Consider the following 25,954-nt stretch of genomic DNA (forward strand, 5'->3'; position numbering starts at 1 on the left):
GATCACTTCTTGACGTCGTACCGGTCGAGGTCCATGACCTTCGCCCAGGCGGCCACGAAGTCGCTCACGAACTTCCCGGTCGCGTCGTCGCTGGCGTAGACCTCGGCCAGCGCCCGCAGCTCCGAGTTGGAGCCGAACAGCAGGTCGACCCGGCTGCCGGTCCACTTGACCGCGCCACCGGCGTCGACGCCCTCGAACGACTCGCCGTCGGCCGTGGCCGACCGCCAGGTGGTGCCGAGGTCGAGCAGGTTGACGAAGAAGTCGTTGCTCAGCGTGCCCGGCCGGTCGGTGAGCACACCGACCGTGGACTGCTTGGCGTTGGCGCCCAGCACCCGCAGACCGCCGACGAGCACGGTCATCTCCGGCGCGCTCAGGTTGAGCAGGTTCGCCTTGTCCACCAGCAGGAACTCGGCCGGCAGGCGGTGGCCCTTGCCCAGATGGTTGCGGAAGCCGTCAGCGGTCGGCTCCAGCGGCGCGAACGACTCGACGTCGGTCTGCGCCTGCGACGCGTCGGTGCGGCCCGGCGTGAACGGCACCTCGACGGCGTGCCCGGCGGCCTCGGCGGCCTGCTCGACCCCGGCGGCACCGGCGAGCACGATGACGTCGGCCAGCGACACCTTCTTGCCGCCGGTCTGGGCGGCGTTGAACGCCTGCTGGACACCCTCCAGGGCGTGCAGCACCCGGGGCAGCTCGTCGGGGCTGTTGACCTCCCAGCCGCTCTGCGGCTCCAGCCGGATGCGGGCGCCGTTGGCGCCGCCGCGCTTGTCGCTGCCGCGGAACGTCGAGGCCGACGCCCACGCGACCGAGACCAGCTCGGACACGGACAGGCCGGTGGCCAGCAGCTGCGCCTTGAGCGCGGCCGCGTCGGCGGCGTCGATGAGCGCGTGGTCGACGGCGGGCACCGGGTCCTGCCAGATCAGCACCTCGGCCGGGACCTCGGGGCCCAGGTAGCGGGCGATCGGGCCCATGTCGCGGTGGGTCAGCTTGAACCAGGCGCGGGCGAACGCGTCGGCGAACGCGTCCTGGTCCGCCAGGAACCGGCGCGAGATCTGCTCGTACACCGGGTCGAAGCGCAGCGACAGGTCGGTGGTCAGCATCGTCGGGGCGTGGCTCTTCGACGCGTCGTGCGCGTCGGGGACGGTGCCGGCGCCCGCGCCGTCCTTCGGCTTCCACTGGTGCGCACCGGCGGGGCTCTTGCTGAGCTCCCACTCGTACCCGAAAAGGATCTGGAAGAAGCTGTTGTCCCACGCGATCGGGGTGTTCGTCCAGGCGCCCTCCAGGCCGCTGGTGATCGCGTCGCCGCCCTTGCCGGTGCCGAAGGTGCTGGTCCAGCCCAGGCCCTGCGCCTCCAGCGGCGCGCCCTCGGGCTCGGGGCCGACGTGGTCGGTCGTGCCCGCGCCGTGGGTCTTGCCGAAGGTGTGGCCGCCCGCGATCAGCGCGACGGTCTCCTCGTCGTTCATGGCCATGCGGCCGAAGGTCTCGCGGATGTCACGCGCGGCCGCCAGCGGGTCCGGGTTGCCGTTGGGGCCCTCCGGGTTGACGTAGATCAGGCCCATCTGGACCGCGGCCAGCGGGTTCTCCAGGTCGCGGTCGCCGGTGTAGCGCGAGTCGCCGAGCCAGGTGGTCTCCGGGCCCCAGTACACGTCCTGGTCCGGCTCCCACACGTCGGGGCGGCCGCCGGCGAAGCCGAAGGTCTGGAAGCCCATCGACTCCAGCGCCACGTTGCCCGCGAGGATCATGAGGTCGGCCCAGGACAGGCTCTGGCCGTACTTCTTCTTGACCGGCCACAGCAGGCGGCGGGCCTTGTCCAGGTTGCCGTTGTCCGGCCAGCTGTTCAGCGGCGCGAAGCGCTGCTGCCCGGCACCGCCGCCACCGCGGCCGTCGCTGATGCGGTACGTGCCCGCGCTGTGCCACGCCATCCGGACCATGAACGGGCCGTAGTGGCCGTAGTCGGCGGGCCACCAGTCCTGCGAGGACGTGAGCACCTCGGCGATGTCGCGCTTGACCGCCGGAAGGTCGAGGCCCTGGAACGCCTCGGCGTAATCGAACTGCTCGCCGAGGGGGTTGGCCACGGCGGGATTCTTGGCGAGGATCTTCAGATTGAGCTGGTTCGGCCACCAGCCGCGGTTGCCTCCGCCCTGGGTCGGGTGCGGGGCGCGCCCGTGCGCGACGGGGCACTTGGATTCGGCCCCGGCGGTCGCGTCGTGGACGACGGCATCGTGGTTCTCGGACATCGAATTCCTTCCGTGACTTAACGGATCGGGCGATCAGGAATCGCCGGCGGTGGAGCAGCCGGGGCACAGGCCCCAGTAGACGACCTCGGCCTCGTCGATCGAGAAGCCGTGGTCATCGGACGCGGTCAGGCAGGGCGCACCACCGACGGCGCAGTCGACGTCGGCGATGAGCCCGCAGGACCGGCACACCATGTGGTGGTGGTTGTCCCCGACCCGCGACTCGTAGCGGGCCGGGGAACCGGACGGCTGGATGCGCCGCACCAGGCCCGCGGCCGTCAGCGCGTGCAGCGAGTCGTACACGGCCTGGTGGGACACCTCGGGCAGGCCCGTGCGGGCCGCGGTGATGATCGCGTCGGTGTCGGCGTGCGGATGCGCGTGCACCGCGCTCAGCACCGCCAGCCTCGGCCGGGTCACCCGTAGCGCGGCCCCGCGGAGCATCTGCTCGAAGTCCAGGGTCGTGGCCACGCCTCGCAGTCTTACCCCTTTTCTGGAATGAGTCAAGAAAGGGGCCCGAACGATCGGTCAGTCGAGCACGAAACCGCCGATACCACTGCCTGCCCGCCCCGAATTCCGGGATCAATGAGGAACGAAACGTTCCGCATGGGGTCGTAGCGTGGCGGTATGAACAACCACGGTCACGCCGTCCTCGACGGCCAGGCGTACGTCTTCACCCGCCCGGACGACTTCGCCGCCTGGCTGGAGGAGCACCACGCCCAGGACGGCGGGATCTGGCTGAAGATCGCCAAGGCGGGTGCGGCGCACACGACCGTGACCGGGTTCGAAGCGGTCGAGGTCGGCCTGTGCTACGGCTGGATCAGCAGCCTGCGCCGGCCGCTGGACCGGGACTTCTTCCTCCAGCGCTACACCCGGCGCCGCCCGCGCAGCCCATGGTCGAGGGTCAACGTCGACCTGGTCGCGAAGCTCGCCGCCGAGGGCCGGATGCGTCCGCCGGGCTGGGCCGAGGTGCACAGCGCCCAGGCCGACGGCCGCTGGGAGCAGGCCGGCCTCGTCCTGCGGTCAGGCGGCGGCCGCTGACCCGGCCGCTGCGCCCGCTCCATCGGAGATCAGCCGCCGCAGGCGGTGGTCTCGCGGTGCACCATCAGGACGAACGTCTTGGTGTACGCGGGCCGCTGCGGGCGCGGCCAGGGCAGGGCGAGCAGCGCCTCGCTCGCGGCTTCCGCCACGCGGCCGTTGACCCGCACCTCGGCGGTCTCCCGGCCCGCCGGGCCGCCGAACAGGATCTTCACGCCGTTGAGGAACTCGCGGTCGGCCTCGGCTTCGAGGTGCGGGGCCAGCAGTGGCAGCAGCGGCGTGTCGGCGGCCCACTGGGGCAGCTCGCCGACCGGACCGACGCCGAAGCCGTAGTAGCCGGGCAGGATCGCATGCCAGCCGAGCACGCCGTTGGGGTTGTCGCCGTGCAGGTGGTCGGCCCACTTGTTCGCCGGCTGCATGAGCTCGATCGCGGTGGCCGCGGTCAGCTCGGCCCAGCTGTCGACGGCCTGGCGCCACTGGTCGCGCAGGTCGGCACCCAACCCCGAGGTGCAGTCGACGATCGAGGTGTCGGCGGGCCGGTCGACGTTGAGCAGCAGCACCAGGTCGAGGTGGTTGTCGTGGTCGGTGTGGTTGTCCTGCAGCAGCACGCCGACGGTGCCCGGGCCCCGCAGCAGCGGGCCGTCGATGTCGTCGGCCGACCAGGCGGGGCCGAACCGGCTCAGCCGCTCGGCGACGATGGTCAGGACCTCGCGGTTGCGGTCGTAGGTCATGGGCTGCTTCCTCGACGTCGAAAGGGAACCCGCACCGTAGCACCGGCGGCAAACCTGCCTCCGCCGCTTTACCGCCGCACCCCGCCACCGCGGCGGCCTCTGCCAAGATCTGAAATCGTGGACGATGGGAGCTGCCAGGGCAGCACCAGGCGTCCACGATTTCGGATCATCCACCTACGGCGGCAGCCTGGAAGCCCAGGTTCTCGGTGGTGATCGCGCGGCGGATGAGGCCGCCGAACAGCAGCCCGAACAGCAGCGCGCCGCGCCCGGCGACCTCGATCGCCAGGGTGTTGCGGCAGCCGCCGCCGACGGGTTCGAGCAGGTGCGAGCCGGTCATGACCAGGCCCATCCGGACGGTCTGCCAGGTGAACTCGCGGCCCTCGGCCAGCCGGGTGACGGTCCAGACGGCCTCGGACTGGCCGGGCTGCTTGACGCGGGCCTGGCCGCCGACGCGCAGCGGGCCGTCGTCGAGCCGGACGACGCTGGTCATGGTGGGGGTGGTGTCGGGCCAGCGCTCGACGTCGAGGGTCATTGCCCAGACGACGTCGACCGGGGCGTCGATGACGATCGCGTTCTCCCATCGCATGCCAGTCAATGTACCATCTGGTACACGCCAGGTACCATCCGGTACATGCCAGCGGACAACCCCAGCACCCGTGACATGCTCGACCGCGTCATCGCGTACGCCGCGGCAGAAGGCGTGACCGGCCGGAGCCTGCGCGAGATCGCCGCCGGGGTCGGCACCAGCCACCGGATGCTCATCTACCACTTCGGCTCGCGCGAGGGCCTGCTGGCCGCGATCGTCGCCCGCATCGAGCAGCAGCAGCGCGATCTGCTCGCCCGGCTGCCCGACCGGCTGCCGCCCGGACGCGACACCGGGCCCGAGGCGGCCGCCGCGCTCATGCTCGCCCTGTGGCAGCAGGTGTCCGACCCGGCCCTGCGCCCGTTCGTGCGCCTGTTCTTCGAGGTCGTCGGCGTGGCCGTGCACGGCGCACCCGGCACCGGGTCCTTCCTCGACGGGCTCACCCGGCCGTGGCTGGAGCAGGCCGAGGCCACGGTGCGGCAGCTCGGCCTGCCGCTGGACCGCGACGCGCTGCTGCTCGGGATCGCCACCAGCCGGGGCCTGCTGCTGGAGCTGCTGGCCGGAGCCGACCAGGCCGCCACCGACGCGTCGTACCGGTTGTTCCTGCGGATGTGGGTGCACTGGGCCGGGTCCGGGCCCCGGCCGGAATGAGCCTGGCGGGCCGTGCAACCCGCGCGGGGGTCGGTTGCATGGAACAGGCATGAGCATGTGCAGCGAGCAGGTCCGGCCGTCCCGGCGGGAGCCCGCATGACCGACACCGGATTCCGCGAGTACGCCGCCGCCCGGCGGGCCGCGCTGCGGCGCACCGCGTACCTGCTGTGCGGCGACTGGCACCTGGCTGACGACCTGGTGCAGGACGCGCTGGCGGGGCTGTTCGTCCGCTGGCGCAAGGTTCGCGCCGGCGGCGAGGTCGACCCGTACGTGCGGCGCATGCTCGTCAACGGGTACCTGGCCACGCACCGGCGCGGCTGGCGGCGCGAGGTCGCCGTCGCCGAGCTGCCGGAGACCGCCGTGGCCGGGCCCGCCGACGACGGCACCCGCGACGTCCTGCTGCGGGCGCTGTCCGAACTGCACCCGTCCCAGCGCGCGGTCGTCGTGCTGCGCTACTGGGACGACCTGTCGGTCGAGCAGACCGCCGCGGTGCTGGGATGCAGCACCGGCAACGTCAAGAGCCAGGCCGCCCGCGGCCTGGCGCACCTGCGTACGGCGCTGGCACGCACCGGCGCCCTGGAGGGAGAAACCGTATGACCGAGAACGAGGACGAGGTGCGCGCCGCGCTGGCCGCGCTCGTCGCCGACGAACCCGACCTGCCCGGCGGCACCGCCGACATCGAGCGGCGCGGCGTGCGCCGCCGCAACCGCCGCTTCGCCGCGATCGGTGCGCTGGTCGCGACCCCGCTGCTGGTCGGCGTGGTCGCGGTGGCGGCGTGGCCGACCCCGCAGCCGCAGCCGCTGGCCCAGCCCCCGGCGGCCTCGCCCACCCAGTTCGTGGACCCGAACGCCGGCACGCAGCTGGCCACCGGATTCCCGCTGGGCAGCGCGGTCGACGCCGTCGCCGGCGCGCTGCCCGCGGGCGTCGCGCTGGCCGAGCTGCCGATGGATCTGAGCTGGCAGGCCGACGGCTCGGTGCGGCTGCCGCTGGCCGCGGGCGGCGAGCTGACCGTCGCCGTCGCGGGCGGCACGTGCACGGCGAGCGCGGCCGCGCTGGAGACGGCCGACGCCGCGAAGGTCGCCGACGCGCTGTGCGCGGCGTGGGTCGCGCTGGGCTCGCCGCCGGTGGCCCCGGCCGGTCCGGCGCCGTCCGACCAGCCGGACCTCGCCGCGCGGTAAGGGCTGCCGCGCCCCAGGGCGCGGTCGCGAGACGTCCCGCCAGGCGCCGGCGGGCCGTCTTGGCAGGTCAGGGTGTACGGCCGGTCCAGAACATGTGCCACAGGGTGCGGGGCAGCCCGCGCCATCCGGCAGCCTTCACGGCCGCCTTCGCGGCGACCCCGGCCAGGGCCAGCCCGACGAAGCCGATCAGGAACTGGGCGGCCCAGATCCCCAGGCGGGTCTGCTCGGCCGTGTCGCCGCTCAGACCGGCGGCCCAGATGACGACCTGGGCGATCGGCAGCCAGGACACGATCACCAGCCCGATGCCCGCACGCAGCCGCAGCACCGGCCGGTCGAACGATCGTGGCACATGTCCGATGGTAGACGGCCGCCCGCCGCGGGCCGGGCAGGTTCTGTCAGCCGTGCGGAGCGGCGGACGGGTCGTGCAGGCGGCGGCCCACCGCCACGGCGTCGGGGTGGCCCAGGTCCCGCAGGATCCGCCAGGCCGTCTCCCACTGCTGCCGGGCCGGGCCGGGCTGGTCCTGCCCGGCGAGGATGTCGCCGATCCGCAGGTGCGACGTCGCCTGGTTGTACCGGTCGCCGAGCTGCTCGAACAGGTCCCGTGCCGCCTCGTACGCCTCGGCGGCCCGGACCGGGTCGTCCAGTCCCAGGTAGACGAAGCCGATGCTGTCGAGGGTGTCGGCGGCCCCGGCCTGGTGGCCGATCTCACGCAACTGGGTCAGCGCCTGCTGGCAGTAGCGCAGCGCCGTCTCGTGGGCGCCGAGCTTGGCGTGGCCCCAGCCGATCGCGTTGCGCGACAGCGCCTGCCCCGCGACGTTACCGGCCTGCTCGAACAGGTCGAACGCGGTCTGCGCATGGCCCAGCGCCAGCTCGTAGCGGCCCTCGCTCTCGTGCCACACGTTCAGGTTGAGGTGCGTGTACGCCTGCCCGATCGGGTCCTGGTGCTCCTGGTAGATCCGCAGCGCCTCGGTGAGGTGGCTGAACGCCGCCGGGCGGTCGTCGAGCCGCTGGTGGGCCCGCGACAGCGCGCGGTGGCAGCGGGCCTGCGCGTGCGCGTCGCCGAGCCGGACCGCCGCGGCCAGGGCCAGCGCCTGGCTCTCGATCCACTGGTGCCAGTGCCCCTGCCGCTCGAAGTAGTTGCCCAGGCACCAGGCCAGCTCCCACAGGTGCCGGTCGTAGCCGCCGGTGTCGCAGAGCCTGGTCACGGCCAGCGCGGTGGCGTGGTTGGCGGTGAACCAGGCCAGCGCCTCCTCGTGGTCGCGCGGCAGGAACGGGTGCGCGTGCGGCGAGCCGTCGGGCGGCGCCACCCGGTCGCGGTGCGGGTCGAGCAGCAGGTCGCCCTCGTACGCCGAGATCAGGAAGTGGTCGAGCAGCCGCTCGACGGCCCGCGCGTTGGCGGCCGCCCCGGACGGCGTCGCGGCGGAACCGGCGGCCAGGTCCGCGGCGTACGCCTGGAGCAGGTCGTGCAGGGAGAACTGGTCCTCGGCGTCCTCGGTGACCAGGTGGGCGCGTTCCAGCTCGCCGAGCAGCACGCGGGCCGCCGCCGGGCTGACGGCCGCCAGCGCCGCCGCGGCCTGGGTCGTCCGCACCGGGCCGGGATGCAGCCCGAGCAGCCGGAACAGCTCGGCCGCCGGGGCCGACAGGGCCTGGTAGGACCAGGAGAACACCGCCCGCATGTCGGTGGCGCGGTCGTCGCTGGACAGCACGTCCAGCGGACTCGGCGAGGCGGCCAGCTCCTCGGCGAGCCTGCTCAGGCCGGCCTGCGGCCGGGCCACCGCGCGCGCCGCGACCAGCGCCAGGGCCAGCGGCAGCCCGGCGCAGCGGTGCACGATCTCCATCGCGGCCTCGGGCTCGGCCGCGATACGCTCGCCGCCGATCCGGCGGCTGAGCAGCTTGATCGCGTCCGTGGCCGTGAGCAGGCCCAGCGTCAGCGGCACGGCCCCCTCGGCGGTGACGAGGCTGCCCAGCTGGCTGCGGCTGGTGATGATCACCAGGCAGCCCCGGGTGCCCGGCAGCAGCGGCCGCACCTGCGCGGCGTCGCGCGCGTTGTCCAGCAGGATCAGCATCCGCCGGTTGGCCAGCAGGCTGCGGTACAGCCCGGTCTTGGCCTCCAGCGTCGTGGGCATCTGCCCCGGCGCGACGTTGAGCGCCTCCAGGAACCCGCGCACCGCCTCGTCGGGGTTGACGGCCCGCCCGTTGGGGTCGAAGCCGCGCAGGTTCACGTACAGGGAGCCGTCGGGGTACTGGTCGGACAGCGTGTGGGCCCAGTGCACCGCCAGCGTGGTCTTGCCGATGCCGGGGCTGCCCGCGATCGCGGAGATCACCACGGCGCTGGCGTGCTCGACCACCAGCAGGTCGAGTTCGGCCAGTTCGGCGTCGCGGGCGGCGAAGACCCTGGTCGCGGGCGGCAGCTGCGCGGGCACGACCAGCGGCGCGGGCAGCGCGGGCGGGTCGCCGGGGCCGCGCCGGTGCAGCAGGGACAGGTACAGGTTGGACAGGTTCGCGCCGGGGTCGAGTCCGAGCTCGTCGGCCAGGTGCCGCCGGACGGTCTCGTACGCCGACAGCGCACTCGCCACGTCGCCGCACTGGTGGTACGCGCGGATCAACGCCGCCGCCAGCCGTTCCCGGGCCGGATGGCGGCGGACGAGTTCCGGCAGGTAGGACAGCGTGTGCTCGACGTGGCCGAGTTCGAGCCCGGTCTCGGCCAGCAGTTCGTGCGCCAGCAGGAACCGCTGGTCCAGGCTGGCGTCGAGGCTGTCGCGCAGCCGGTCGTCGGCGGTGCCCTCCATCAGGTCGCCGCCCCACACCCGTAGGGCGTCGGTCAGCAGCGCGAACCGCCTGTCCGGGGCGGGCTCGTCGATGGCCTGGCCCAGCAGGTCGGTGAAGCGGTGCACGTCGACATCCGACGGCGCGACCTGCATCAGGTAGCCGGAGTCCCGGGTCACGATGGACACCCCGCACCCGGCCAGGCGGCCGCGCAGCCGCGCGACGTACGTGTGCAGCGTCGCGCGGGCCGAGGCGGGCGCCTCGTCGGGCCACAGCAGGCGCAGCAGCCTCTCGGTGCCGATCGAGCGGCCCGCCTCCAGCGCCAGGATCCCGAACAGGCACCGCTCGTGCCGCTTGCCCAGCACGACGTCCACGCCGTCGTGCGCGATCGCCACCGTTCCGAGAAGCCGGATTTCCAGCACGCGACCTCCGCAGGGATTTATAACAGTTCGCGATAGTAGTGACGCTCTGAGTGAGGGGCAAGGTTGGGGCAAGGGGAGGCTGGCAGACTCGACCTCTGGAAACACCATGCAGTAACGGGGGCGGTCGATGAGGTACCGCTGCCCGCCCGCTTTCCGGTATCGACCGCGGGTGGTCAGGCGGTGCCCGTCGATCGACTGACCGAACCGCGGTCAGCCTAGATCGGGCACGCGACCCCAGACCAGCTCGCGGACGTCCCAGACCCAGTCCGCTCCCCCGCTGTACTGCGGCGTGACGCCCAGCAGCCTGGTCACCGCCCAGCGCAGCCGTCCCGGCCGCTTCGTCTGCCCCAGCACCAGCGCGTCGACCTGCCAGTACCGCAGGTCGGCCACTGCCTGCGCCCGCTGCTGCGCGGTGATCGGCGGCACGTAGCCGGTGCGGCGGATCTCGTACAGCCAGGTGTCGAAGAACCGGGCGGGCGGGGTCGAGGCGCCCCGGCCGTCGGTGCCGCCTGGACCCAGGAAGTATCCGCTGGTCATGTGGTAGCGCAGGCCGCTCTCGGCCAGCCAGCCCATCGGCTCGGGCACGGTCACCCGGGTCGGCGGGATGAACATGATCCCGTGTCCCGGCCCGACGTACGCGCCGAGCACGCCGTTGGTCAGCACCGCGGGCGCCGGCACCCGGGGCGCGACCTCCAGCGGGGTCGGCAGGGCGGGCAGCAGCGCGGCCGCGTACGCCATGACCAGCGCGACCGCCGCCGGACGCCGCAGCCCGCCGCGGGCCGCCCGGTCCGCGCCGAGCGCCAGCAGCACGCCCACCACCGCGACCGTCACCAGCGCCAGGCGGGCGGGCACCACCGAATCCAGGATCGGCAGCCGGGCCAGGGTCTGCCACGGCCCGGCCAGCAGCGGCCGGTCCCACCAGCTGACCGCGGTGCCCAGCGACAGCACCGCGAACACGGTCCCGACGGCGGCCAGCACCACGACCGTGCGGTCGCGGCGCAGCCGCCACCCGAGCCAGACCAGCAGCAGCATCAGCGGCAGCCCGAAGTACACCGTCTCCTCGGTCTGGTTAGGCGCGGGCGCCGGACCGGCCAGCGCGTCCGGCAGCACCGCGCTGGCCAGCGACTGCGTCGAGTACGTGAGCAGCGACCCGAGGTCGTTGCCGTAGGTCGGGATGTGCTCGCCGAGCCCGTGGTAGGACTGCGGCCCGGTGAACTGCCACCACAGCGGGTACGCCAGCACGGCGGCGGCCAGCGGCGCGGCCACCGCGAGCGCGGCCAGCAGCGGCCGCACCCTTCGGCGCAGGTCGGGCCGCACCAGCGCCGCCGTCCCGGTGAACAGGCCGAGCGCCACCGCTGTGAACAGCAGGATCTCCTCGTTGATGAACGCCTGCCAGACCACCAGCGCGGCCAGGACGGCACCGTCGCGCCACGGCCGCCGGCGCGCGGCGGCACGCAGCACCTGCCACACGATCAGGGGTACGAGGAACTGGCCGACGATGTTCGGGTGGGCGTTGCCGTGCGACACCATGCCGGGGGCGAACGCGCACCAGGCGGCGCCGGTCAGCGCCGCGGCCGGGGAGGCGACGACGGCGCGCGACAGCAGGGCGTACCAGGCGAGTCCGGTGAGGGCGAACATGAGCCCGAGCAGGACCAGGAACGTCGCGTGCGGACCGATCGCGATCGTCAGCGGGGACAGCGGCAGCGACAGGCCGAGCACGGAGGTGTTGCCCATCGCGTTGACGCCGTCGGGGAAGTTCATCGCGGTGGTGAACAGCGGGTTCCGGCCGTCGCGGAGGACGGCGGCGCCGTGGGCGAGGAAGAACTCGAACTGGTTCTGGTCACCGAAGTTGACGTTCATGGTGCCGGGCACGTCGCGTACCAGGTTCCAGGTGACGGCCAGCGCACCGGCCACCATGAGCACCGCCGCCGCCAGGTCCCACCGGCGGCGGTGCCCGCCCGCCGCCGAGCCTCCGGTCCTGGACACATGGTTCCCCCGGACGGCTGTCACGAGCCGACAGCCTACCCTAAAACCCCCCAAACTCGACGGAACCCGCCCTCAAGATCGGGGAGGGCGGGTGGGTGTGACTGCGATCTCGCGGGGCGGCGGGGGTGCGGGCGGCGGTGCTACGGTGACGGGCCCTGACATTCCGCCCGTACCGGGAACGATCGACGATGCTGGCTCTGCTGCACACCTCACAGGTTCATGTGCCGACCTTCGACCGGCTCCGCAACGAAGAGGCGCCGACGGTCACGCTCTACCACATCGTCGCCGGGCACCTGCTCGACGAGGCCCGGCGCCACGGTGCGCCCTCGGTCGCCGACCAGGTCGCGCGCGAGGTCGAGCGCGCCGCCGAGGCGGGCGCGCGGGCCGTGCTGTGCACCTGCTCCACCATCGGCGAGGTCGCCGAGGCGGCCGCCGCGCAGGCCGGCATCCCGGTGCTGCGGGTCGACCGGCCCATGGCCGCCGCGGCGGTGGCCGCAGGCACGCGGATCACGGTGCTGGCGGCGCTGGCCGCCACGCTCGCCCCGACCACGGAGCTGATCGAGCAGGAGGCCGCGCGGGCGGGCCGTACCGTGTCGGTGTCGACGCGGATCGCGGTCGGGGCCTGGGAACTGTTCGAGGCCGACGATTTCGACGGCTACCTCGACCTGGTCGCCGAGGCCCTGGCCGAGATCACCGACGCCGACGTGATCGTGCTGGCGCAGGCCTCGATGGCGCCGCTGGCCAAGCGCGGCGCCACGGCGATCCCGGTGCTGGCCTCGCCGCGCCTGGGGCTGCGCGCCGCCATCGCGCTCTGATCCCGGAACCGTCGGTCCCCGCCGCTAGGCTGGGGCGCATGCGGGAGCGGGGATGCGGGCGGTGGATCGATGGCTGACGCCGACGACGTGCGCCGCCTGGCGCTGTCACTGCCGGACGTGGTCGAGATCGACAGCGAGGGCTTCGACTTCCGGGTCGGCGGCAAGGGTTTCGTCTGGTCGTATCCGGAGCGGACGCCCGGCCTGCCGCGTGTCATCCGCACCGACGTCGCCGTGCTGTACGTCGGCGACGAGGCGGAGAAGCAGGCGCTGCTGCTCGGCGAGCCCGACCGGTTCTTCACCACGCCCGGATACGACGGGCTGCCGCTGGTCATGCTGCGGCTGGCCCGGGTCGACGCGGCCCGCCTGACCGAACTGGTGGTCGACGCCTGGCGCATGCGCGCTCCGGCGGAGCTGACCGCCGACTTCGACGAGTCCGACCTCCCGCTGCCAGGGGCGGGCTGACGGCCCGGCCAGGTGCGGGGCCGGTCGAACGGCGCCCGGATGGGCCGGATCAGGCAATGGCCGGGCCCGGCCGCGGATGCGAGGCTGTGTCCACTTAGGTCCGGGAGGCCGTTGTGGACAGAAAAGACCTGGTCAACGACGCCGAGCGCCGCGTATGGGACGCCTTCGGGCGCGGCGCCCGGGTGGACCTGGGGCCCGGTGACCCCGCCGAGGACGGGTTCGACCCGCAGACGTGGGGTCCGGACCGGACCGTTCGCGCGCAGGTGATCGCCAAGCTCCTGCTGGGTGTGCGGCAGGAGGAGCCCGGCAGCATCGGCAAGCTCGTGCTGGCCGGCGCCCGGATCTCCGGCGAGCTGCTGCTCAACGGCGGCACCGTGCAGCATGAGCTGCGCCTCGACCGATGCTGGCTGGACGGCGAGCCCGACATCGGCAACGCCGTCACCCGCGGCTTCACCCTCGCCGACTGCCGGCTTCCCGGCCTGATGGCGTACGGGTGGCAGCCGAGCGGCACGGTCCGCTTCGCCGGCAGCAGGTTCGACGGCGGCATCTCGCTGTACGGCGCGAGGATCGGCGGCGTGCTGAGCATGCCCGGCGTCAAGCTCTTCAACCAGGGCGGCACGTCGCTGAACGCCGTCAACCTGACGGTCGAGCACGACGTGTTCTGCCGCCAGGGGTTCACCGCCATCGGCACCGTGTCGCTGTACGGGGCGAAGATCGGCGGGGTGCTGGACCTGGACGGCGCCGCCCTGGACGGCGCGGGCGAGAAGGCGCTCATGGCGGCGAGCATGACCGTCGGCCAGGGCATGACCTGCGCCGACGGCTTCACCGCCAAGGGCGAGGTCAACATATACGGGGCGAAGATCGGCGGTGGCCTGGTCCTGACCGGCGCCACGCTGGCCAATCCCGGCGGCGACGCCCTCTGCGCCGTGAACGTCGTCGTCGACGGGGACATGTTCTGCACCAAGGGGTTCACCGTCACCGGGACCGTCGATCTGCACGGCGCACGGATCAACAGCACGCTGGAGCTGACCAGCGCCACCCTGACCAGTCCGCAGGGCCGGGCGTTGCACGCGCCCAGCCTGATCGTCGAGCAGGGGATGTACTGCGACTTCGGGTTCACCGCCGAGGGCCTGATCACCCTGAAGGACGCGAGACTCAGCAGCATCAGCTTCGAGCGGGCCGAGCTGCGGCTGCCCGCCGGGGCCGACGGCACCAGCCACACCACGCTGAACTGCGAGTCCCTGACGACGGGCAGGATGACGCTGCCCGCGGCGCTGCCCGGCGTGGCCGACCTGCGCCAGGCCACCGTCGGCACGCTCGCCGTCCCGCCCGAGGTGCTGGGCGCCACGATGCGGCTGACCGGCCTGACCTACACCGATCTCGACCCTGATCCCGATCCGCCGGTCAAGCGGCGGCTGGCCTGGCTGCGGCGCGATCCGGGCGGCTACCACCCGCAGCCGTACGAGCAGCTGGCCGCCTACTACCGCGCCAACGGCAACGACCGCGAGGCTCGGCTGGTGCTGCTGGCCAAGCGCCGTGCCCAGCGCGCCCACGCCAGCCGCCGCCCCGACCTGATCGCGCCCGCGCGGCGGCTCGTCTCGGTGCTGCGCCCCATTCCCGGCCTGATCATCGACGCGCTCGCCGGGTACGGCTACCTGCCCGGCCGCGCCTTCGCCTGGCTGCTGGCGGCGATCACCGCCGGCGCCTGGGCGCTGTCGGCGGCGAAGCCGGGCACCCCGACCGCCGACAACGGCACGAACGCGGTGCTGCTGGCGCTCGACTCGATCATCCCGACGTCGCCGTTCGGACTGCGCGACGAGGCCCACCTGACCGGGGTCCTGTACGTCGTCGCGATGGCGTTGCAGGGCTTCGGGTTCGCGCTGTCCATCGCGGTGCTGCCGGCGCTCACCCGGGCACTGGCCCGTACCGACAAGTAGACGCGCGCGGCCGCCGCCCGTGGTGGCGGCGGCCTTCTACCGTGCGCAGGTATGACGACCTCCGATGCTCCCCAGCTCACCTGCCCGCTGTGCGCCTGCACCGACTTCCAGGAGGAAGTGGGCCGCCTCGGCAGCGAGTGGGGATTCACCTCGCACGTGCTGACCCTGATGGTCTGCGTGAACTGCCGGTACATCCTGCACTTCTACGACCGCAACTCGATCTTCAACTTCTGAGCGGTCCGCGGGCGCGGCACCGGGCCGTGGCGGCGGCTCTGGTGGATACGCCGCCACGGCCCGGCTCATCTCAGTGGAAGATCTCCAGGATCCGCTCCCACAGCCCGGCGAGCTCAGGCGCCTGCTGCGTCCCGGCCGACGCGGTGTGGGCGTGGCCGCCGGGCGGCGGCGGGGGCGGCGGCGAGGCCGACGGGACCGGCTCGACCGGCGGCAGCACGATCGGGGCAGTCGACGGCGACACGCTGGGCGCCACCGACGGCAGCACCGGCGCGCTGGGCTGCGGCGACGCCGAACGGCTCGGCCGCGGCCGCGGCGAGGCCGATCCACTGGGCGAAGCCGACGCGCTGGGCGAAGCGGAGCCGCTGGGCGAAGCCGAGGCGCTCGGCGACGGCAGGGCCGCGCCGACGGGCGGTGCCGACAGCGACGGCGACGGCAGCGGCGCGGGCGAACCGGCGGGCGGCGGCTCCTCCGTGCCGGCGGGGCAGGTCCGGCCCAGGATGAAGCTCGTCGCCGTGCCGGTGACCTCGGCCGTGGCACCGACCAGGGTCAGGCCCTGCGGCAGCGCCACCCACGCCTTGTCGGTGTGGGCCTTGACCATGGTGCCGCCACCCTCACCGGGGATGACCACGGTGGTCGTGTCGCCGTCCGGGTCGGCGAACTCCGCGGTGACGTTGACGAACGTGCCCGTCTCGGTCTCGTCGCCGGGCAGCTTGAAGACCCACACGTCCTGGTCGGCGAACGGCCCGCCGCCGAAGTCCAGGTGGCAGTCGTGGCGCGGGAACGCCTCGGCGGTGAAGCCGAGGCTGGTCGGGTCGACGCTGATCGTCGCTTTGGCCTCCGCCCGGGCAGGCTGCTGCCCGAGTCCGGCAGTGGCCGCCACCAGGGCGGCTCCGAAGGTCAGCACCGCCACCCCGTAGGCGGTGAACGGTCGCGGCTGCGACCGGGCGGGTCTCTGCGTGAGACGTTGCATGCGTACCTCCATCGAGTTCGACGCAGCACAGCACTACCCAGGACAAATCACCGATAAACAGGATGAAACGGATTTTTTGTAGATTTTCCGAGGTCACGGGCCGGACGGCCGCAGGCGCCGGGGCCGTACGGGCGGGCACCGGGCGCGGCGTAGGATCGCGCTCGCCCCGAGCCCCGACCTCATTGGACGTACACCGTGGCCGACGACACCCTCGCCGTAGACGACGCCATCGCCGAACCGGCGGAACCGGCGGAGAGCACGGGCACCAAGCAGGAGGTCTACCTCGGGCTGCTCTGGCTGGCCATCACCGTCTTCACGGCGTACTCCTCGCTGCACGGGACGCCGGGCGCGACGGGACCGCTGGACGCCGCGATCCAGGCCATGCCTGACGTCGTCAGCACCTCGCTGATCACCGCGGCCGCGATCGCCGCGGCAGCCGCCTCCCGCCGCGCCACCGCGCTGGGCCGCCTGCTCGTCGGCCTGCTCGCCGGGGCCGGGTTCGGCCTGGTCACCGCGTTCGGCGTGCGGCTGGCGTACGGGTCCGGCACCTCGGTGACCACGCTGTGCGTCGCCGTCGCGGCGGCGTGCGTGCTCGGCGGCGCCGTCGCCATGCTGCCGGGCGAGGTGGTCGACTCCAGCCTCTGGGCCATGACCTGGGTGCTGTTCGCCGGGCTGATCCTCAACGTGCTCAAGCCGAGCCTGCTGACCGTCCTCGGCGGCGGACCCGCCGCCGACGCGATGGCCCAGGCCACCGCCGAGACCCGGTTCATGTACCTGCAACCCGCCGTCGCCGGGCTGCTGGCCGCCATGCACGCCGTCCGCTGGCTCCGCTCGGCCGACCCGGCGCTGGCCTGGTACCCGCTGACCGCCGCACTGCCCGGCGTCTACCTGCTGGCCACCGAGGGCCTCGGGCACGTCGCGGGCCGGGCGCTGGCGGCCACGCCCGACGGCGCCGCCGGGCAGGCCCTGCTCACCGACGCCACGAAGATCCGGTACACCGTGATCGTGCTCGTGGTGGGCGGCGTGCTCGGCCTGCTGATCGGAGCCCGCCGCCCGAAGTAGACCACCGGGTCAGTACGTGATGAAGCCGTACAGCGCCCGGTGGTTGGACTTCGTCGAGGCGACGGTGTACCCGACCGGCGACGCCTGCACCGCGCCCCGCACGAACAGGTAGTCGATCTTGCTGGAGCCGCTGGTCGCCGCGGTGCCGTAGCCGGTCATCCCGTAGCCGCCCAGCGTGCTCGCGGGGATGCCGGTGCGGTTGGCGTCGATGCCGACGATGCGGATCGTGGACGCGTTCAGCAGGGCCGTCGCATCGGCGCCCAGGTGGATGCCGGTGCCGCCGATGCCCTTGTCGCCGTCCCCGGCGCACGCGTTGTCGCGGTTCTCCTGCGGCAGGTGCATGGTCGCGACGAACACGCTGGTGCCGGTGTCCTTGAGGGTGAACCGGGCCGCGATCGCGCTGGTGCGCTTCCACTTGTACTGGTCGGTGCTGTCCGGGTCGGCGTTCGGCGGCTTGTACAGCGTGCACCCGGCCCCGTCGGCGTAGGACGTGCCCGGCTTGAGCCAGCCCGCGCTCCAGTACTTCGACACGTCGGTCAGGGCCAGCCGCCCGGAGTGGTAGACGATCGCGTTGGTCTGCTTCTTCTTCAGGTCGCCCAGCGACTGGTCGTCGCAGCGGTGGGTGCTGCCCCACGGCTCCGGGTCGTCCCACACCACGATCGCCTTGTACGTCCCCGCCGCCAGCCCGAACTTCGCCGACAGCTGGTCGGCGTAGGCGGAGGCCTGCCCGGTGCCGCGCACCTGCTGCACGATCAGGACGTCGGGCGCCTTGACCCCGCTGGTGCCGGTGTGCCCGGCGTCGTCGACGAGCATCGAGGTCAGGTGGTCGGGGCCCGAGACGCGGGTGCAGGACCCGTCGGAGTTGTTGACGACCAGATTCTCGATGTTGTTGTCGTAGACGCGCAGCACCCGGTCCGCGGCGGCGGCCGCCTGGGCCGCGGGCGGCGCCGAGTGCGCCACGGCGGGCGGCACCGCCGCCACCGAGGCGGCGACGGCGGCCGCGACCGCCAGGTTACGAAGGCGCTTGGCCCTGACCAGCATGATGATCCTTCCGCGACGGATGTACGGAACATCATCTATATGCGGCCTACACCGGGACTACAGGTCCGCCACAGCGGCTCACGCCGGATCGACGGTGCGCCGCAGCAGCCAGGCGTGCTTGCCCAGCTGCCGGGCCCGGGTGAACGCGAAGTCCTCGAACAACTCGACGGTCGCGCTGAACAGGAACCGCGACTGCGCCTCACGTCCGGCGGTCGCCTCCGAGATCGCCTCGACCATGCCCCCGCCCGCCCGCGCGATCTGGTCCAGGGCGCCGGCCACCGCCGCCCGCGCGACGCCCTGGCCGCGATGCCGCTTGTCGACGTAGACGCAGGTGATCCGCCAGTCCGGGCGCGGCGGGTGGCCGCTGACGTACGCCCGCTTGTGCTTGATGTTGGTCAGCTCCTCCGGGCTGCCCCACTGGCACCAGCCCTGGGCGGCGCCGGACTCGTCGAGCACCAGCGCCGCGTGGGCGCGACCGGCCCGGACCAGGTCCTGCTTGGCCTCGCGGTTGCCGATCAGGCGCTGGCCGTACTCGGGATGGAAGCCCATGCACCAGCAGCCGCCGAAGATCCCGTTGTTGCGCTCGACCAGCTCGGCGAACGCGTCCCAGGTCTCGGCGTCCAGGGTCCGGATCGTGTACGCCATCGCCGGTTCAGCCCTCGGCGGCCGCGGCCAGCATCGCGGCCAGCTCCGCCGGGCGGGTGAACATGGGCCAGTGCCCGGAGTCGATGTCGACGAACTCGACGTGCTTGGCCTGCGCCAGCTCGGGCACGTCCCCGGCGGCGATCCACTCCTGCGCCTGCGCGGGGGTGAACTCCGGGCAGATCACCACGACGGGCACGTCGAACCGGCGCGGGTCGGCCAGCCGCACCAGGCCCTTGGCCACGCCCTCGGGCACCGGGACCGCGGCGGCGGCGATCGCGGCACGGGTCTGCGCGTCGAGGTCGACGGCGTCGGGCCCCTCGAACGGCTCCCAGCCCGGGAACGGCATCACCCCGTCGACCACCTCGAAGAACGGGGCGTACGGCTGCCCGTCGCCGTTCGGGAAGCCGCCGATGAGCGCCGCCTTCGCGACCCGCTCCGGCCGGGCGTCGGCGGCCAGCCACGCCAGGGAGCAGGCGGCCGAGTGCCCGACGACCAGGCACGGGCCCGACGCGGCGTCCACGGCGGCCACCACCGCCGCGACCTGGTCGCCGAGCGTCGCCGAGCTGGTGCCGTCGCCCTGGCCGGGCAGCGTGACCGGCACGGGCCGGTGGCCGAGGCCGGTCAGGGCGGGCACGACGTCGTCCCAGGCGGAGCCGTCGAGCCACAGGCCGGCGATGAGCAGGATATCCATGATCTTTTATCTCCCGGTCGTACGGTCGAAGTCGGGTCCGGCGGGCCGGAACTCCTCACCCGCCCCACGCTAGAGGCAGTTCCGGACGATCGGCTTCCGGATCGCCAGCCCGAAACGCGTACTCTGCTCGGATGCAGGCTGAGACCAGTCCCACCGCGCGGGCGCTGCGCACCCTGGAGATCCTGCAGACCCGCCCCGGCACCACCGCCGACCAGCTCGCCGAGCGGCTCGGGGTCACCGAGCGCGCCGCCCGCCGCTACATCGCGATCCTGCGGGAGGCGGGCATCCCCGTCGACTCGGCCCGGGGCCCGCACGGCGGCTACCGGCTGCGGCGCGGCACCCGGCTGCCACCGGTCGTGTTCACCCAGGCCGAGGCGCTCTCACTGGTCATGGCGGTGCTGGACGGCCACCCTGCCGCCGCCGACTCCGACGACCTGGTCGGCACCGCCCTGACCAAGGTCATCCAGGCACTGCCCGACGGCGTCGGGCGGCAGGCCGCCGCGCTGCGCGAGCACGCCGCCGCGGTGCCCGACCGGTATTCCGCGCGCCCCGACCCGGCCACGGCCAGCGCGCTGGTCACCGCCGTGGCGGCCCGGCGCCGGGTGCTGGTGGCCTACCGCGGCGAGTCGGGCAGCCAGTGGGAGGCCGAGGTCGACCCGTGGGCGGTGGTGGTGCGGCACGCGCGCTGGTACCTGCTGTGCCACTCGTACCGGGCCGACGCGGTGCGCACGTACCGGATCGACCGGATCCGGGCGGTGGAGCCGACGCCGTACGGCTTCACCCCGCCCGAGGGCCTGGACCCGGTCGCCACGTTGGAGCAGCACCTGGGCGTCGGCTGGCAGTTCCCCACCCGCGTCGTGTTCGACGCCCCGCCGGAGCGGGTCGCCCCGTGGATCCGGCCGCCGATGGGTCGGCTGGAGCCGCTCGGCGACGGGTGCGTGCTGGTCGGCAGCACCCGCAACCCCGCCATGTACGCCCAGGAGTGGCTGTCGGTCATCCCGCTGCCGTTCCGCGTCGAGGGCGGCCCGCAGCTGCGCGCCGCGGTCGCCGAGCTCGCCGCCCGGTTCACCGCCGCACTGGACGGCCCGGCTGGACAGCACTGAGTCCGGTGCGCCACGATCCCGGCATGCGATCACGGATGTCCGGGATGTGGTGGGGTGCGGCCATCGAGGCGCCCGACCCGGCCGCGCTGGCCCAGTTCTACGCCGACCTGCTCGGCTGGCCGATCGTGCACACCGAGCCCGGCACCGCCGTGCTCGGCACGCCGGGCGGGGTGAGTTTCCTGGTGTTCCAGCAGGCCGACGGCTACCAGGCGCCGACGTGGCCGCCCGGTCCAGGCGACCAGCGGCCGATGATGCACCTGGACTTCCAGGTCGGCGACCTCGACGACGCGGTGGCCGAGGCGGTGGCGCTGGGCGCGACCGTGGCCGCAGCCCAGCCGCGCGAGAACGTCCGCGTCCTGTTCGACCCGGCCGGGCACCCGTTCTGCCTGTGCCGCGACGACGGCTGATCCAGAACCGGTAGACCCACAGGGTGCACTGCCTGCCGCCGTTCATCCGCTGGGCGTCGACGAGGCTGACATTACCCGGTCAAGACGCCCACCAGGAAGCGGTACGGACGCCGCTACCGCTGGCCCGTTCGGCCACCGCCCAGTATGGTTGATCCCAACATATTCCCGGTCATCGAGGTCTGGGCAGATGCCGACACGCGCAATGGCGCCGACGGCCGCCGTCACCGGCGTGCCCGACGAACCCGCCCGCGCCAGCCTCGGCGCCCTGCTGCGGCAGGTGCACCTGTCCGGCCCCTGTCGCGGGCCGCACTGGCCGACCGCATGAACGTCAACCGCAGCACCATCCTGACGCTGACCCGGCTGCTGCAGACCGCCAACCTCGTACGCGAGCGGCAGCAGCCCGGCGAAGGCCGCTCCGGACGCCCGTCCCTGCTGGTCAGCCCCGCCGCCGACCGGGCCTGGGTGCTCGCCTTCGACGTGGCCGTCGACCGGCTGACGGCCGCGATCTGTACCGGGGCGCCCCGCCCGGCGCCGTCTGCGTGGGCGTCGGCGCGTCGTACTGCGGCATGATCCGACCCGGCGACGGCATGGTCCGGTATGGACCGTACCTAGGCTGGGTCGACCAGGCGTTCGGCGCCGAGCTGGGCGAACGCCTCGGCCTGGGCATGGCCGTCGCAGTCGGCAACGAGGCGCACCTGGGCGCCCTGGCCGAGCACCAGCGCGGCGCGGGCACCGGCGTGCAGAACCTCATCTACCTGCACGGCGACGTCGGCGTGGGCGGCGCCGTCATCGTCGGCGGCGAGGTCCTCGACGGCGACGCGGGCTACGGCTGCGAACTCGGCCACATGCTGGTCAACCCGACCGGCGGCCGCCTGTGCTCCTGCGGCGGCCACGGCTGCCTGGAGGCCGAGGTCGGCGAGCGGGCCCTGCTGGACGCCGCGGGCCGCCCGGCCGACGCCATCGGCCGCGACGCGGTGCGTGAGGTCGTCGCGGCCGCCGGGCGCGGCGACCTGGCCGCGCAGCAGGCGCTGGCGCGGATCGGCGACTGGCTCGGCATCGGCGTGGCGAACCTGATCAACCTGTTCAACCCGGCGCTGCTGGTCTTCGGCGGGATGATGCGCAAGGTGTTCCTCGGGTCGCAGGCGCAGGTGCGCGCCCGGATCGCCCGGCACGTGCTGCCGGTGTCGCGGGAGCGGGTGCGGTTGTCGGTCGCGGGGCTCGGCGACGACACGCCCCTGCTCGGCGCGGCCGAGCTGACCTTCGCTGACCTGCTGGCCAACCCGCTGGGCGTGCTCGCCCGCCGCGAGCGATCGGGCTGAGCAGCGGGCCTGTCGGCCAGCTGAGATGTGCCCGGTTGGACGATCTTCATCTGCGGCTTTCCCCATAGGGTCGCCAGGTCCGAAACGGGGAGAACCATGTCAGCCAGACGTCTCGCGCTGCTCGCCAGCGCCACCATCCTGCTTGCGGCCGGCTGCTCGTCGGCCCCGTCGAGCGACGCAGGACCGGCCACGCCGTCCGCCTCGGCAGCCGCCGAGACCTACGAGCCGAAGGCGGGCAGCTGCCTGAAGGTGCTCGGCGACCTCGACAAGCCCGCCCAGGACCGGCAGGCCGACAAGGTCGTCTCCTGCACCGAGTCCCACGACCTGCAGATCGTCGGCGCCGGTACCCTTGACCAGGGCCCGACCACCGACGCGATGGACAAGGCATACCAGGACTGCGACGGGATGGCGCGCAGGTTCCTCCACGAGGACTGGCGCAACGGAAAGCTGGAGATTGGCGTCTTCCACACGAAGTCCGCGAGCAGGTCCGACGGCGTCCGCTGGTGGGAATGCGCCCTGATCCCGTACTACGCGTACGACTCTCCGAACTCCACCGACCAGGACCTGTCCGGCGGCATCCCGGCGAAGCTGCGGTACGGCTGCCAGACCTTGAACGAGGTCAACGGCAAGCTCGCCGACATCCACGACGTCGCCTGCTCCACCCCGCACCAGGCTGAGTACACCGGTGCGATCGTCATGCCGGTCGGCACCAAGTACCCGACCGACGCCGCCAGCTGGAAGTCCATCCACACCCGCTGCCGGGCCGTGGTCGCCGCGTACGTCGGGGTGTCGAAGTCCTACCCCGACATGGACATCTATAGCGAGCCGCTGCGCACCAGGGACGACTGGGCGAAGCGGCGCGACGTGCGCTGCTTCATCTACCTGTGGCCGAAGAAGATGACCGGCTCGGCCAAGGGCACCCACGGTAAGGGCGTGCCCTGGTAGCCGAACCACCTTCGCGGGCACCCTTTCGTACGGACCGGTCGGCCTTCCCGCCGACCGGTCCGGTGTGGTCGGGCGGTCACTGCGGGTAGACGGGCAGAAAGCGGGGCTGGCCCTGGACGGCCGGTCGCAGGTGCCGCAGGGTGTGGATTGCGCTATACCCGCCGGATCGTCCGCGCCCCTTCGGAGTCTGCCCATGCCCCGTTCGACCCTGTCCCGCCGCGCCGTCGCGGCACTGGCCGCAGTGGCCCTGACCGCAGCCGGCTTCGGTGCCGCGCCCGCGGCCGCCGCGCCCAACCACACCACAGTGGTGAAGGCGGTGCCGTCCTCCGCCACGCCGGACATCAAGAACGGCACCGTCAACGCCATCTACGACGCCGGGTCGAAGATCATCGCGGCCGGTGACTTCACCACCGTACGCAACCGCGGCACCGAAGTGGACATCACCCGCAACTACGTCCTCGCCTTCGACAAGGCCACCGGCACGGTGGACACGGCCTTCGCGCCGACCGTCGACAGCGAGGTCGCCGCGGTGATCGCCGGACCCACCGCGGGCACGGTCTTCATCGCCGGCAAGTTCAACACCGTCAACGGGACGACCCGGCGCAAGGTGGCCCTGCTCAACGTCAGCAACGGCACCGTGGTCACCAGCTTCGCCGGGCCCGCCTTCAACGGCGCGGTCAAGGACATCGCCCTGGCCGGGAGCAGGCTGCTGGTCGGCGGCATCTTCACCACCGCGGGCAACACCAGCCCGCGCGGCGGCCTCGCCTCGGTGAACGCCACCACCGGTGCCCTGGACAGCTACCTGACCACTACGCTGACCGAGAACCACAACTACGACGGCGTCAGCGGTGCCAGCGCCGGAGTGGGCGCCAGCAAGCTCGCCCTGGCCCCCAACGGCCAGCAGCTCGTGGTCATCGGCAACTTCAAGAAGGCCGACGGGGTGCTGCACGACCAGATCGTGAAGCTGGACCTGGGCACCTCGGCGGTCATCGCCGACTGGAACACCAGCCGCTACACCCCGCGCTGCGCCTGGTGGGCGTTCGACTCGTACATGCGCGACCTGGCCTTCGCGCCGGACAGCAGCTACTTCGTCGTGGTCTCCACCGGTGCCCCGAACGGCGGCACCCTGTGCGACGCCGCAGCCCGCTGGGAGGCCTCCGCCACCGGCACCGACGTCCAGCCGACCTGGGTCGACTACACCGGCGGCGACACGTACCTGTCGGTCGACATCAGCGAGCAGGCCGTCTACGTCGGCGGCCACTTCCGCTGGCTCAACAACAGCTTCGGCGGCGACAGCGCGAACGTCGGTGCGGTCGGCCGGCCCAGCATCGCCGCCCTCGACCCGGTCAACGGCCTGCCGCTGGCCTGGAACCCGGGCCGCCACCCGCGCGGCATCGGCGCCTCCGAGATGCTGGTCACCCCGTCCGGCCTGTGGGTCGGCTCGGACACCGCCTTCATCGGCAACTACCAGTACCGTCGCGAGCGGATCGCGTTCTTCCCGCTGACCGGCGGCAACGCGCCGCACCCGACCAACACGGCCACGCTGCCCGGCAAGGTGTACCGCGCCGGTGTCCCGGTGCCGACCAACGTGCTCTACCGCGTCAACGCGGGCGGCTCGGCGGTCGCCGCGACCGACAACGGCCCGGACTGGGCCGGTGACGACGGCGGCAGCCCGAGCCCCTACCACAACCCCGAGAACAACACCGCCGGGTTCGGCACCGTCGGCACCGTGGACGCCACCGTCCCGGCCACCACGCCCGTCGCGATCTTCTCGTCCGAGCGGTGGGACTCCGGCGGCGACCCGGAGATGGGCTGGCACTTCCCGGTCACGTCCGGCACCGAGGTCGAGGTCCGGCTGTACCTGGCCAACCGGTACGACGGCACCGCCTCCACCGGCTCCCGCGTCTTCAACGTGGCGCTGGAGGGCACGACCGTGCTCGCCAACCTGGACCTGTCCGGCTCGGTCGGGCACAACGTCGCCACCATGCGCTCGTTCACGGTGACCAGCGACGGCTCGATCGACATCGACTTCGGGCACGTGGTCGAGAACCCGCTGATCAACGGCATCGAGATCGTCAAGACCGGCCCGCCGCCGTCGGGCAACCCCGACGACGTCCAGGTCCGCTCGTACGACGGCGCGACCACGGTCGGCGCGACGAGCCTGGTCGCCAACCCGGACAGCACCACCTGGTCGACCGCCAAGGGCGGCTTCTGGGTCGGCGGCACCCTGTTCTACGGCATGAACGGCGCGCTGTGGCGGCGCACCTTCAACGGCACCACGTTCGGCACGCCGACGCTGGTCGACCCGTACCACGACGCCTACTGGGACACCGTGGACACCGACTCCGGCCAGACGTACGCGGGCTCGACCGTGAACTTCTACGCCGAGATCCCGAACACGACCGCCATGTTCTACACGGCCGGGCGGGTGTACTACACGCTGTCCGGGTCGAACGAGCTCTACTGGCGCTGGTTCACCCCGGACAGCGGGATCGTCGGCGCGGACAGGTTCACCGTCGCCGGGGTCGGCGGCATGGGCGACACCGGCGGGCTGTTCCTGTCCGGCAGCACCCTCTACAAGGTCAACCGGACCACCGGCGCCCTGTCGTCGACCGCCTGGGCGGGCGGCGCGCCGACCGGGGCGTACACGGTGGTCAGCGGTCCGTCGCTGGACGGCACCGACTGGCGTGCGAAGGTCGTCTTCGTCGCCCCGTAATCCCTGACCAGCACTGACGTCCGG

At 73.0% G+C, this 25,954-nt stretch carries 24 protein-coding genes and 1 pseudogene; 14 read left to right on the forward strand and 11 right to left on the reverse strand.

What is annotated here, in order from left to right; genetic code table 11:
• Window positions 1-2: 2 nt before the first annotated feature.
• Complete coding sequence (katG, locus tag Cs7R123_RS28005; RefSeq protein ID WP_212830769.1) at window positions 3-2,234, reverse strand: catalase/peroxidase HPI; 2,232 nt, start codon at window positions 2,232-2,234, stop codon at window positions 3-5.
• 33 nt (window positions 2,235-2,267) lie between these two features.
• Complete coding sequence (locus Cs7R123_RS28010) at window positions 2,268-2,672, reverse strand: Fur family transcriptional regulator (RefSeq protein ID WP_280517361.1); 405 nt, start codon at window positions 2,670-2,672, stop codon at window positions 2,268-2,270.
• Between the two features lie 183 nt (window positions 2,673-2,855).
• Between Cs7R123_RS28010 and Cs7R123_RS28015 the strand changes: the two genes are divergently transcribed.
• Window positions 2,856-3,269 carry a YdeI family protein gene (locus Cs7R123_RS28015; protein ID WP_212830773.1) on the forward strand — a complete coding sequence of 138 codons (414 nt, stop codon included), beginning with the start codon at window positions 2,856-2,858 and terminating at the stop codon, window positions 3,267-3,269.
• A 29-nt stretch (window positions 3,270-3,298) separates the two neighbouring features.
• Here the strand turns inward: Cs7R123_RS28015 and Cs7R123_RS28020 are convergent, their stop codons facing one another.
• Both Cs7R123_RS28020 and Cs7R123_RS28025 read right to left on the reverse strand, forming a co-directional pair.
• On the reverse strand, window positions 3,299-3,997 hold the full coding sequence (locus Cs7R123_RS28020) for a DUF6348 family protein (protein WP_212830775.1): 699 nt from the start codon (window positions 3,995-3,997) through the stop codon (window positions 3,299-3,301).
• 166 nt (window positions 3,998-4,163) lie between these two features.
• A complete protein-coding gene (locus tag Cs7R123_RS28025; protein ID WP_212830777.1) occupies window positions 4,164-4,583 on the reverse strand; it encodes an SRPBCC family protein in 420 nt (139 codons plus the stop codon).
• Between the two features lie 45 nt (window positions 4,584-4,628).
• Between Cs7R123_RS28025 and Cs7R123_RS28030 the strand changes: the two genes are divergently transcribed.
• The 3 genes from Cs7R123_RS28030 (at window position 4,629) to Cs7R123_RS28040 (ending at window position 6,409) form a co-directional block, all read left to right on the forward strand.
• Window positions 4,629-5,231: a TetR/AcrR family transcriptional regulator gene (locus Cs7R123_RS28030; RefSeq protein WP_212830779.1), complete on the forward strand. Its 603-nt coding sequence runs from the start codon at window positions 4,629-4,631 to the stop codon at window positions 5,229-5,231.
• Between the two features lie 96 nt (window positions 5,232-5,327).
• Complete coding sequence (locus Cs7R123_RS28035) at window positions 5,328-5,828, forward strand: SigE family RNA polymerase sigma factor (RefSeq protein WP_212830781.1); 501 nt, start codon at window positions 5,328-5,330, stop codon at window positions 5,826-5,828.
• Entirely contained in the window at window positions 5,825-6,409 is a 585-nt protein-coding gene (locus Cs7R123_RS28040) for a hypothetical protein (protein ID WP_212830782.1), read from the forward strand. Before Cs7R123_RS28035 ends, Cs7R123_RS28040 begins: the two co-directional genes overlap by 4 nt.
• 67 nt (window positions 6,410-6,476) lie before the next feature.
• Here Cs7R123_RS28040 and Cs7R123_RS28045 read toward each other — a convergent pair whose 3' ends face one another.
• The 3 genes from Cs7R123_RS28045 to Cs7R123_RS28055 form a co-directional block, all read right to left on the reverse strand.
• Window positions 6,477-6,758, reverse strand: a complete 282-nt coding sequence (locus Cs7R123_RS28045; RefSeq protein ID WP_212830784.1) for a hypothetical protein — start codon at window positions 6,756-6,758, stop codon at window positions 6,477-6,479.
• A 46-nt stretch (window positions 6,759-6,804) separates the two neighbouring features.
• Window positions 6,805-9,597, reverse strand: coding sequence for a BTAD domain-containing putative transcriptional regulator (locus tag Cs7R123_RS28050; protein ID WP_212830786.1), 2,793 nt, complete (start codon window positions 9,595-9,597; stop codon window positions 6,805-6,807).
• A 210-nt stretch (window positions 9,598-9,807) separates the two neighbouring features.
• A complete protein-coding gene (locus tag Cs7R123_RS28055; protein ID WP_212830788.1) occupies window positions 9,808-11,583 on the reverse strand; it encodes a DUF6541 family protein in 1,776 nt (591 codons plus the stop codon).
• A 188-nt stretch (window positions 11,584-11,771) separates the two neighbouring features.
• On the opposite strand from Cs7R123_RS28055, the gene Cs7R123_RS28060 reads away from it, so the two are divergent.
• The 4 genes from Cs7R123_RS28060 to Cs7R123_RS28075 all read left to right on the forward strand — a co-directional run bounded on the left by Cs7R123_RS28060 (window position 11,772) and on the right by Cs7R123_RS28075 (window position 15,031).
• On the forward strand, window positions 11,772-12,398 hold the full coding sequence (locus Cs7R123_RS28060) for an aspartate/glutamate racemase family protein (protein WP_212830790.1): 627 nt from the start codon (window positions 11,772-11,774) through the stop codon (window positions 12,396-12,398).
• Between the two features lie 69 nt (window positions 12,399-12,467).
• Complete coding sequence (locus Cs7R123_RS28065) at window positions 12,468-12,860, forward strand: MmcQ/YjbR family DNA-binding protein (RefSeq protein ID WP_212830792.1); 393 nt, start codon at window positions 12,468-12,470, stop codon at window positions 12,858-12,860.
• Between the two features lie 113 nt (window positions 12,861-12,973).
• Window positions 12,974-14,797: a hypothetical protein gene (locus Cs7R123_RS28070; RefSeq protein ID WP_212830793.1), complete on the forward strand. Its 1,824-nt coding sequence runs from the start codon at window positions 12,974-12,976 to the stop codon at window positions 14,795-14,797.
• 51 nt (window positions 14,798-14,848) lie between these two features.
• On the forward strand, window positions 14,849-15,031 hold the full coding sequence (locus tag Cs7R123_RS28075) for a hypothetical protein (RefSeq protein ID WP_212830799.1): 183 nt from the start codon (window positions 14,849-14,851) through the stop codon (window positions 15,029-15,031).
• Window positions 15,032-15,101: 70 nt separating this feature from the next.
• On the opposite strand, the gene Cs7R123_RS28080 is transcribed toward Cs7R123_RS28075, so the two are convergent.
• Window positions 15,102-16,001, reverse strand: coding sequence for a hypothetical protein (locus tag Cs7R123_RS28080; protein WP_212830801.1), 900 nt, complete (start codon window positions 15,999-16,001; stop codon window positions 15,102-15,104).
• A 195-nt stretch (window positions 16,002-16,196) separates the two neighbouring features.
• Here Cs7R123_RS28080 and Cs7R123_RS28085 point away from each other — a divergent pair, with 195 nt between their 5' ends.
• A complete protein-coding gene (locus Cs7R123_RS28085; RefSeq protein ID WP_212830803.1) occupies window positions 16,197-17,063 on the forward strand; it encodes a hypothetical protein in 867 nt (288 codons plus the stop codon).
• A 9-nt stretch (window positions 17,064-17,072) separates the two neighbouring features.
• On the opposite strand, the gene Cs7R123_RS28090 is transcribed toward Cs7R123_RS28085, so the two are convergent.
• The 3 genes from Cs7R123_RS28090 to Cs7R123_RS28100 all read right to left on the reverse strand — a co-directional run bounded on the left by Cs7R123_RS28090 (window position 17,073) and on the right by Cs7R123_RS28100 (window position 19,440).
• A complete protein-coding gene (locus tag Cs7R123_RS28090) occupies window positions 17,073-18,104 on the reverse strand; it encodes a hypothetical protein (protein WP_212830805.1) in 1,032 nt (343 codons plus the stop codon).
• A gap of 78 nt (window positions 18,105-18,182) precedes the next feature.
• Window positions 18,183-18,749, reverse strand: coding sequence for a GNAT family N-acetyltransferase (locus Cs7R123_RS28095; RefSeq protein ID WP_212830807.1), 567 nt, complete (start codon window positions 18,747-18,749; stop codon window positions 18,183-18,185).
• Between the two features lie 7 nt (window positions 18,750-18,756).
• On the reverse strand, window positions 18,757-19,440 hold the full coding sequence (locus Cs7R123_RS28100) for an alpha/beta fold hydrolase (RefSeq protein WP_212830809.1): 684 nt from the start codon (window positions 19,438-19,440) through the stop codon (window positions 18,757-18,759).
• A 131-nt stretch (window positions 19,441-19,571) separates the two neighbouring features.
• Between Cs7R123_RS28100 and Cs7R123_RS28105 the strand changes: the two genes are divergently transcribed.
• The 5 genes and pseudogenes from Cs7R123_RS28105 (at window position 19,572) to Cs7R123_RS28130 (ending at window position 25,930) form a co-directional block, all read left to right on the forward strand.
• The gene (locus Cs7R123_RS28105; RefSeq protein ID WP_212830811.1) at window positions 19,572-20,543 is read left to right on the forward strand and encodes a YafY family protein; all 972 of its coding nucleotides are present in this window, start codon (window positions 19,572-19,574) and stop codon (window positions 20,541-20,543) included.
• A 23-nt stretch (window positions 20,544-20,566) separates the two neighbouring features.
• The gene (locus Cs7R123_RS28110) at window positions 20,567-20,950 is read left to right on the forward strand and encodes a VOC family protein (RefSeq protein WP_212830813.1); all 384 of its coding nucleotides are present in this window, start codon (window positions 20,567-20,569) and stop codon (window positions 20,948-20,950) included.
• A gap of 202 nt (window positions 20,951-21,152) precedes the next feature.
• Window positions 21,153-22,269 (forward strand): annotated as a pseudogene (locus Cs7R123_RS28120) (ROK family protein).
• A 96-nt stretch (window positions 22,270-22,365) separates the two neighbouring features.
• Window positions 22,366-23,214 (forward strand): septum formation family protein, encoded by an 849-nt coding sequence (locus tag Cs7R123_RS28125; RefSeq protein WP_212830817.1) that lies wholly within the window; start codon window positions 22,366-22,368, stop codon window positions 23,212-23,214.
• 193 nt (window positions 23,215-23,407) lie between these two features.
• Window positions 23,408-25,930: a malectin domain-containing carbohydrate-binding protein gene (locus Cs7R123_RS28130; protein WP_212830819.1), complete on the forward strand. Its 2,523-nt coding sequence runs from the start codon at window positions 23,408-23,410 to the stop codon at window positions 25,928-25,930.
• The last annotated feature ends 24 nt before the right edge of the window (window positions 25,931-25,954 follow it).

Source organism: Catellatospora sp. TT07R-123, assembly GCF_018327705.1.
Classification (GTDB): Bacteria; Actinomycetota; Actinomycetes; order Mycobacteriales; family Micromonosporaceae; genus Catellatospora.

Coding starts and splice junctions, on each gene's coding strand:
- Cs7R123_RS28130 (WP_212830819.1), top strand. CDS start 23,408: ATGCCCCGTTCGACCCTGTCCCGCCGCGCCGTCGCGGCACTGGCCGCA.
- katG (WP_212830769.1), bottom strand. CDS start 2,234: ATGTCCGAGAACCACGATGCCGTCGTCCACGACGCGACCGCCGGGGCC.
- Cs7R123_RS28030 (WP_212830779.1), top strand. CDS start 4,629: ATGCCAGCGGACAACCCCAGCACCCGTGACATGCTCGACCGCGTCATC.
- Cs7R123_RS28080 (WP_212830801.1), bottom strand. CDS start 16,001: ATGCAACGTCTCACGCAGAGACCCGCCCGGTCGCAGCCGCGACCGTTC.
- Cs7R123_RS28010 (WP_280517361.1), bottom strand. CDS start 2,672: ATGCTCCGCGGGGCCGCGCTACGGGTGACCCGGCCGAGGCTGGCGGTG.
- Cs7R123_RS28035 (WP_212830781.1), top strand. CDS start 5,328: ATGACCGACACCGGATTCCGCGAGTACGCCGCCGCCCGGCGGGCCGCG.
- Cs7R123_RS28090 (WP_212830805.1), bottom strand. CDS start 18,104: ATGCTGGTCAGGGCCAAGCGCCTTCGTAACCTGGCGGTCGCGGCCGCC.
- Cs7R123_RS28105 (WP_212830811.1), top strand. CDS start 19,572: ATGCAGGCTGAGACCAGTCCCACCGCGCGGGCGCTGCGCACCCTGGAG.
- Cs7R123_RS28025 (WP_212830777.1), bottom strand. CDS start 4,583: ATGCGATGGGAGAACGCGATCGTCATCGACGCCCCGGTCGACGTCGTC.
- Cs7R123_RS28125 (WP_212830817.1), top strand. CDS start 22,366: ATGTCAGCCAGACGTCTCGCGCTGCTCGCCAGCGCCACCATCCTGCTT.
- Cs7R123_RS28020 (WP_212830775.1), bottom strand. CDS start 3,997: ATGACCTACGACCGCAACCGCGAGGTCCTGACCATCGTCGCCGAGCGG.
- Cs7R123_RS28075 (WP_212830799.1), top strand. CDS start 14,849: ATGACGACCTCCGATGCTCCCCAGCTCACCTGCCCGCTGTGCGCCTGC.
- Cs7R123_RS28065 (WP_212830792.1), top strand. CDS start 12,468: ATGGCTGACGCCGACGACGTGCGCCGCCTGGCGCTGTCACTGCCGGAC.
- Cs7R123_RS28110 (WP_212830813.1), top strand. CDS start 20,567: ATGCGATCACGGATGTCCGGGATGTGGTGGGGTGCGGCCATCGAGGCG.
- Cs7R123_RS28040 (WP_212830782.1), top strand. CDS start 5,825: ATGACCGAGAACGAGGACGAGGTGCGCGCCGCGCTGGCCGCGCTCGTC.
- Cs7R123_RS28015 (WP_212830773.1), top strand. CDS start 2,856: ATGAACAACCACGGTCACGCCGTCCTCGACGGCCAGGCGTACGTCTTC.
- Cs7R123_RS28095 (WP_212830807.1), bottom strand. CDS start 18,749: ATGGCGTACACGATCCGGACCCTGGACGCCGAGACCTGGGACGCGTTC.
- Cs7R123_RS28060 (WP_212830790.1), top strand. CDS start 11,772: ATGCTGGCTCTGCTGCACACCTCACAGGTTCATGTGCCGACCTTCGAC.
- Cs7R123_RS28100 (WP_212830809.1), bottom strand. CDS start 19,440: ATGGATATCCTGCTCATCGCCGGCCTGTGGCTCGACGGCTCCGCCTGG.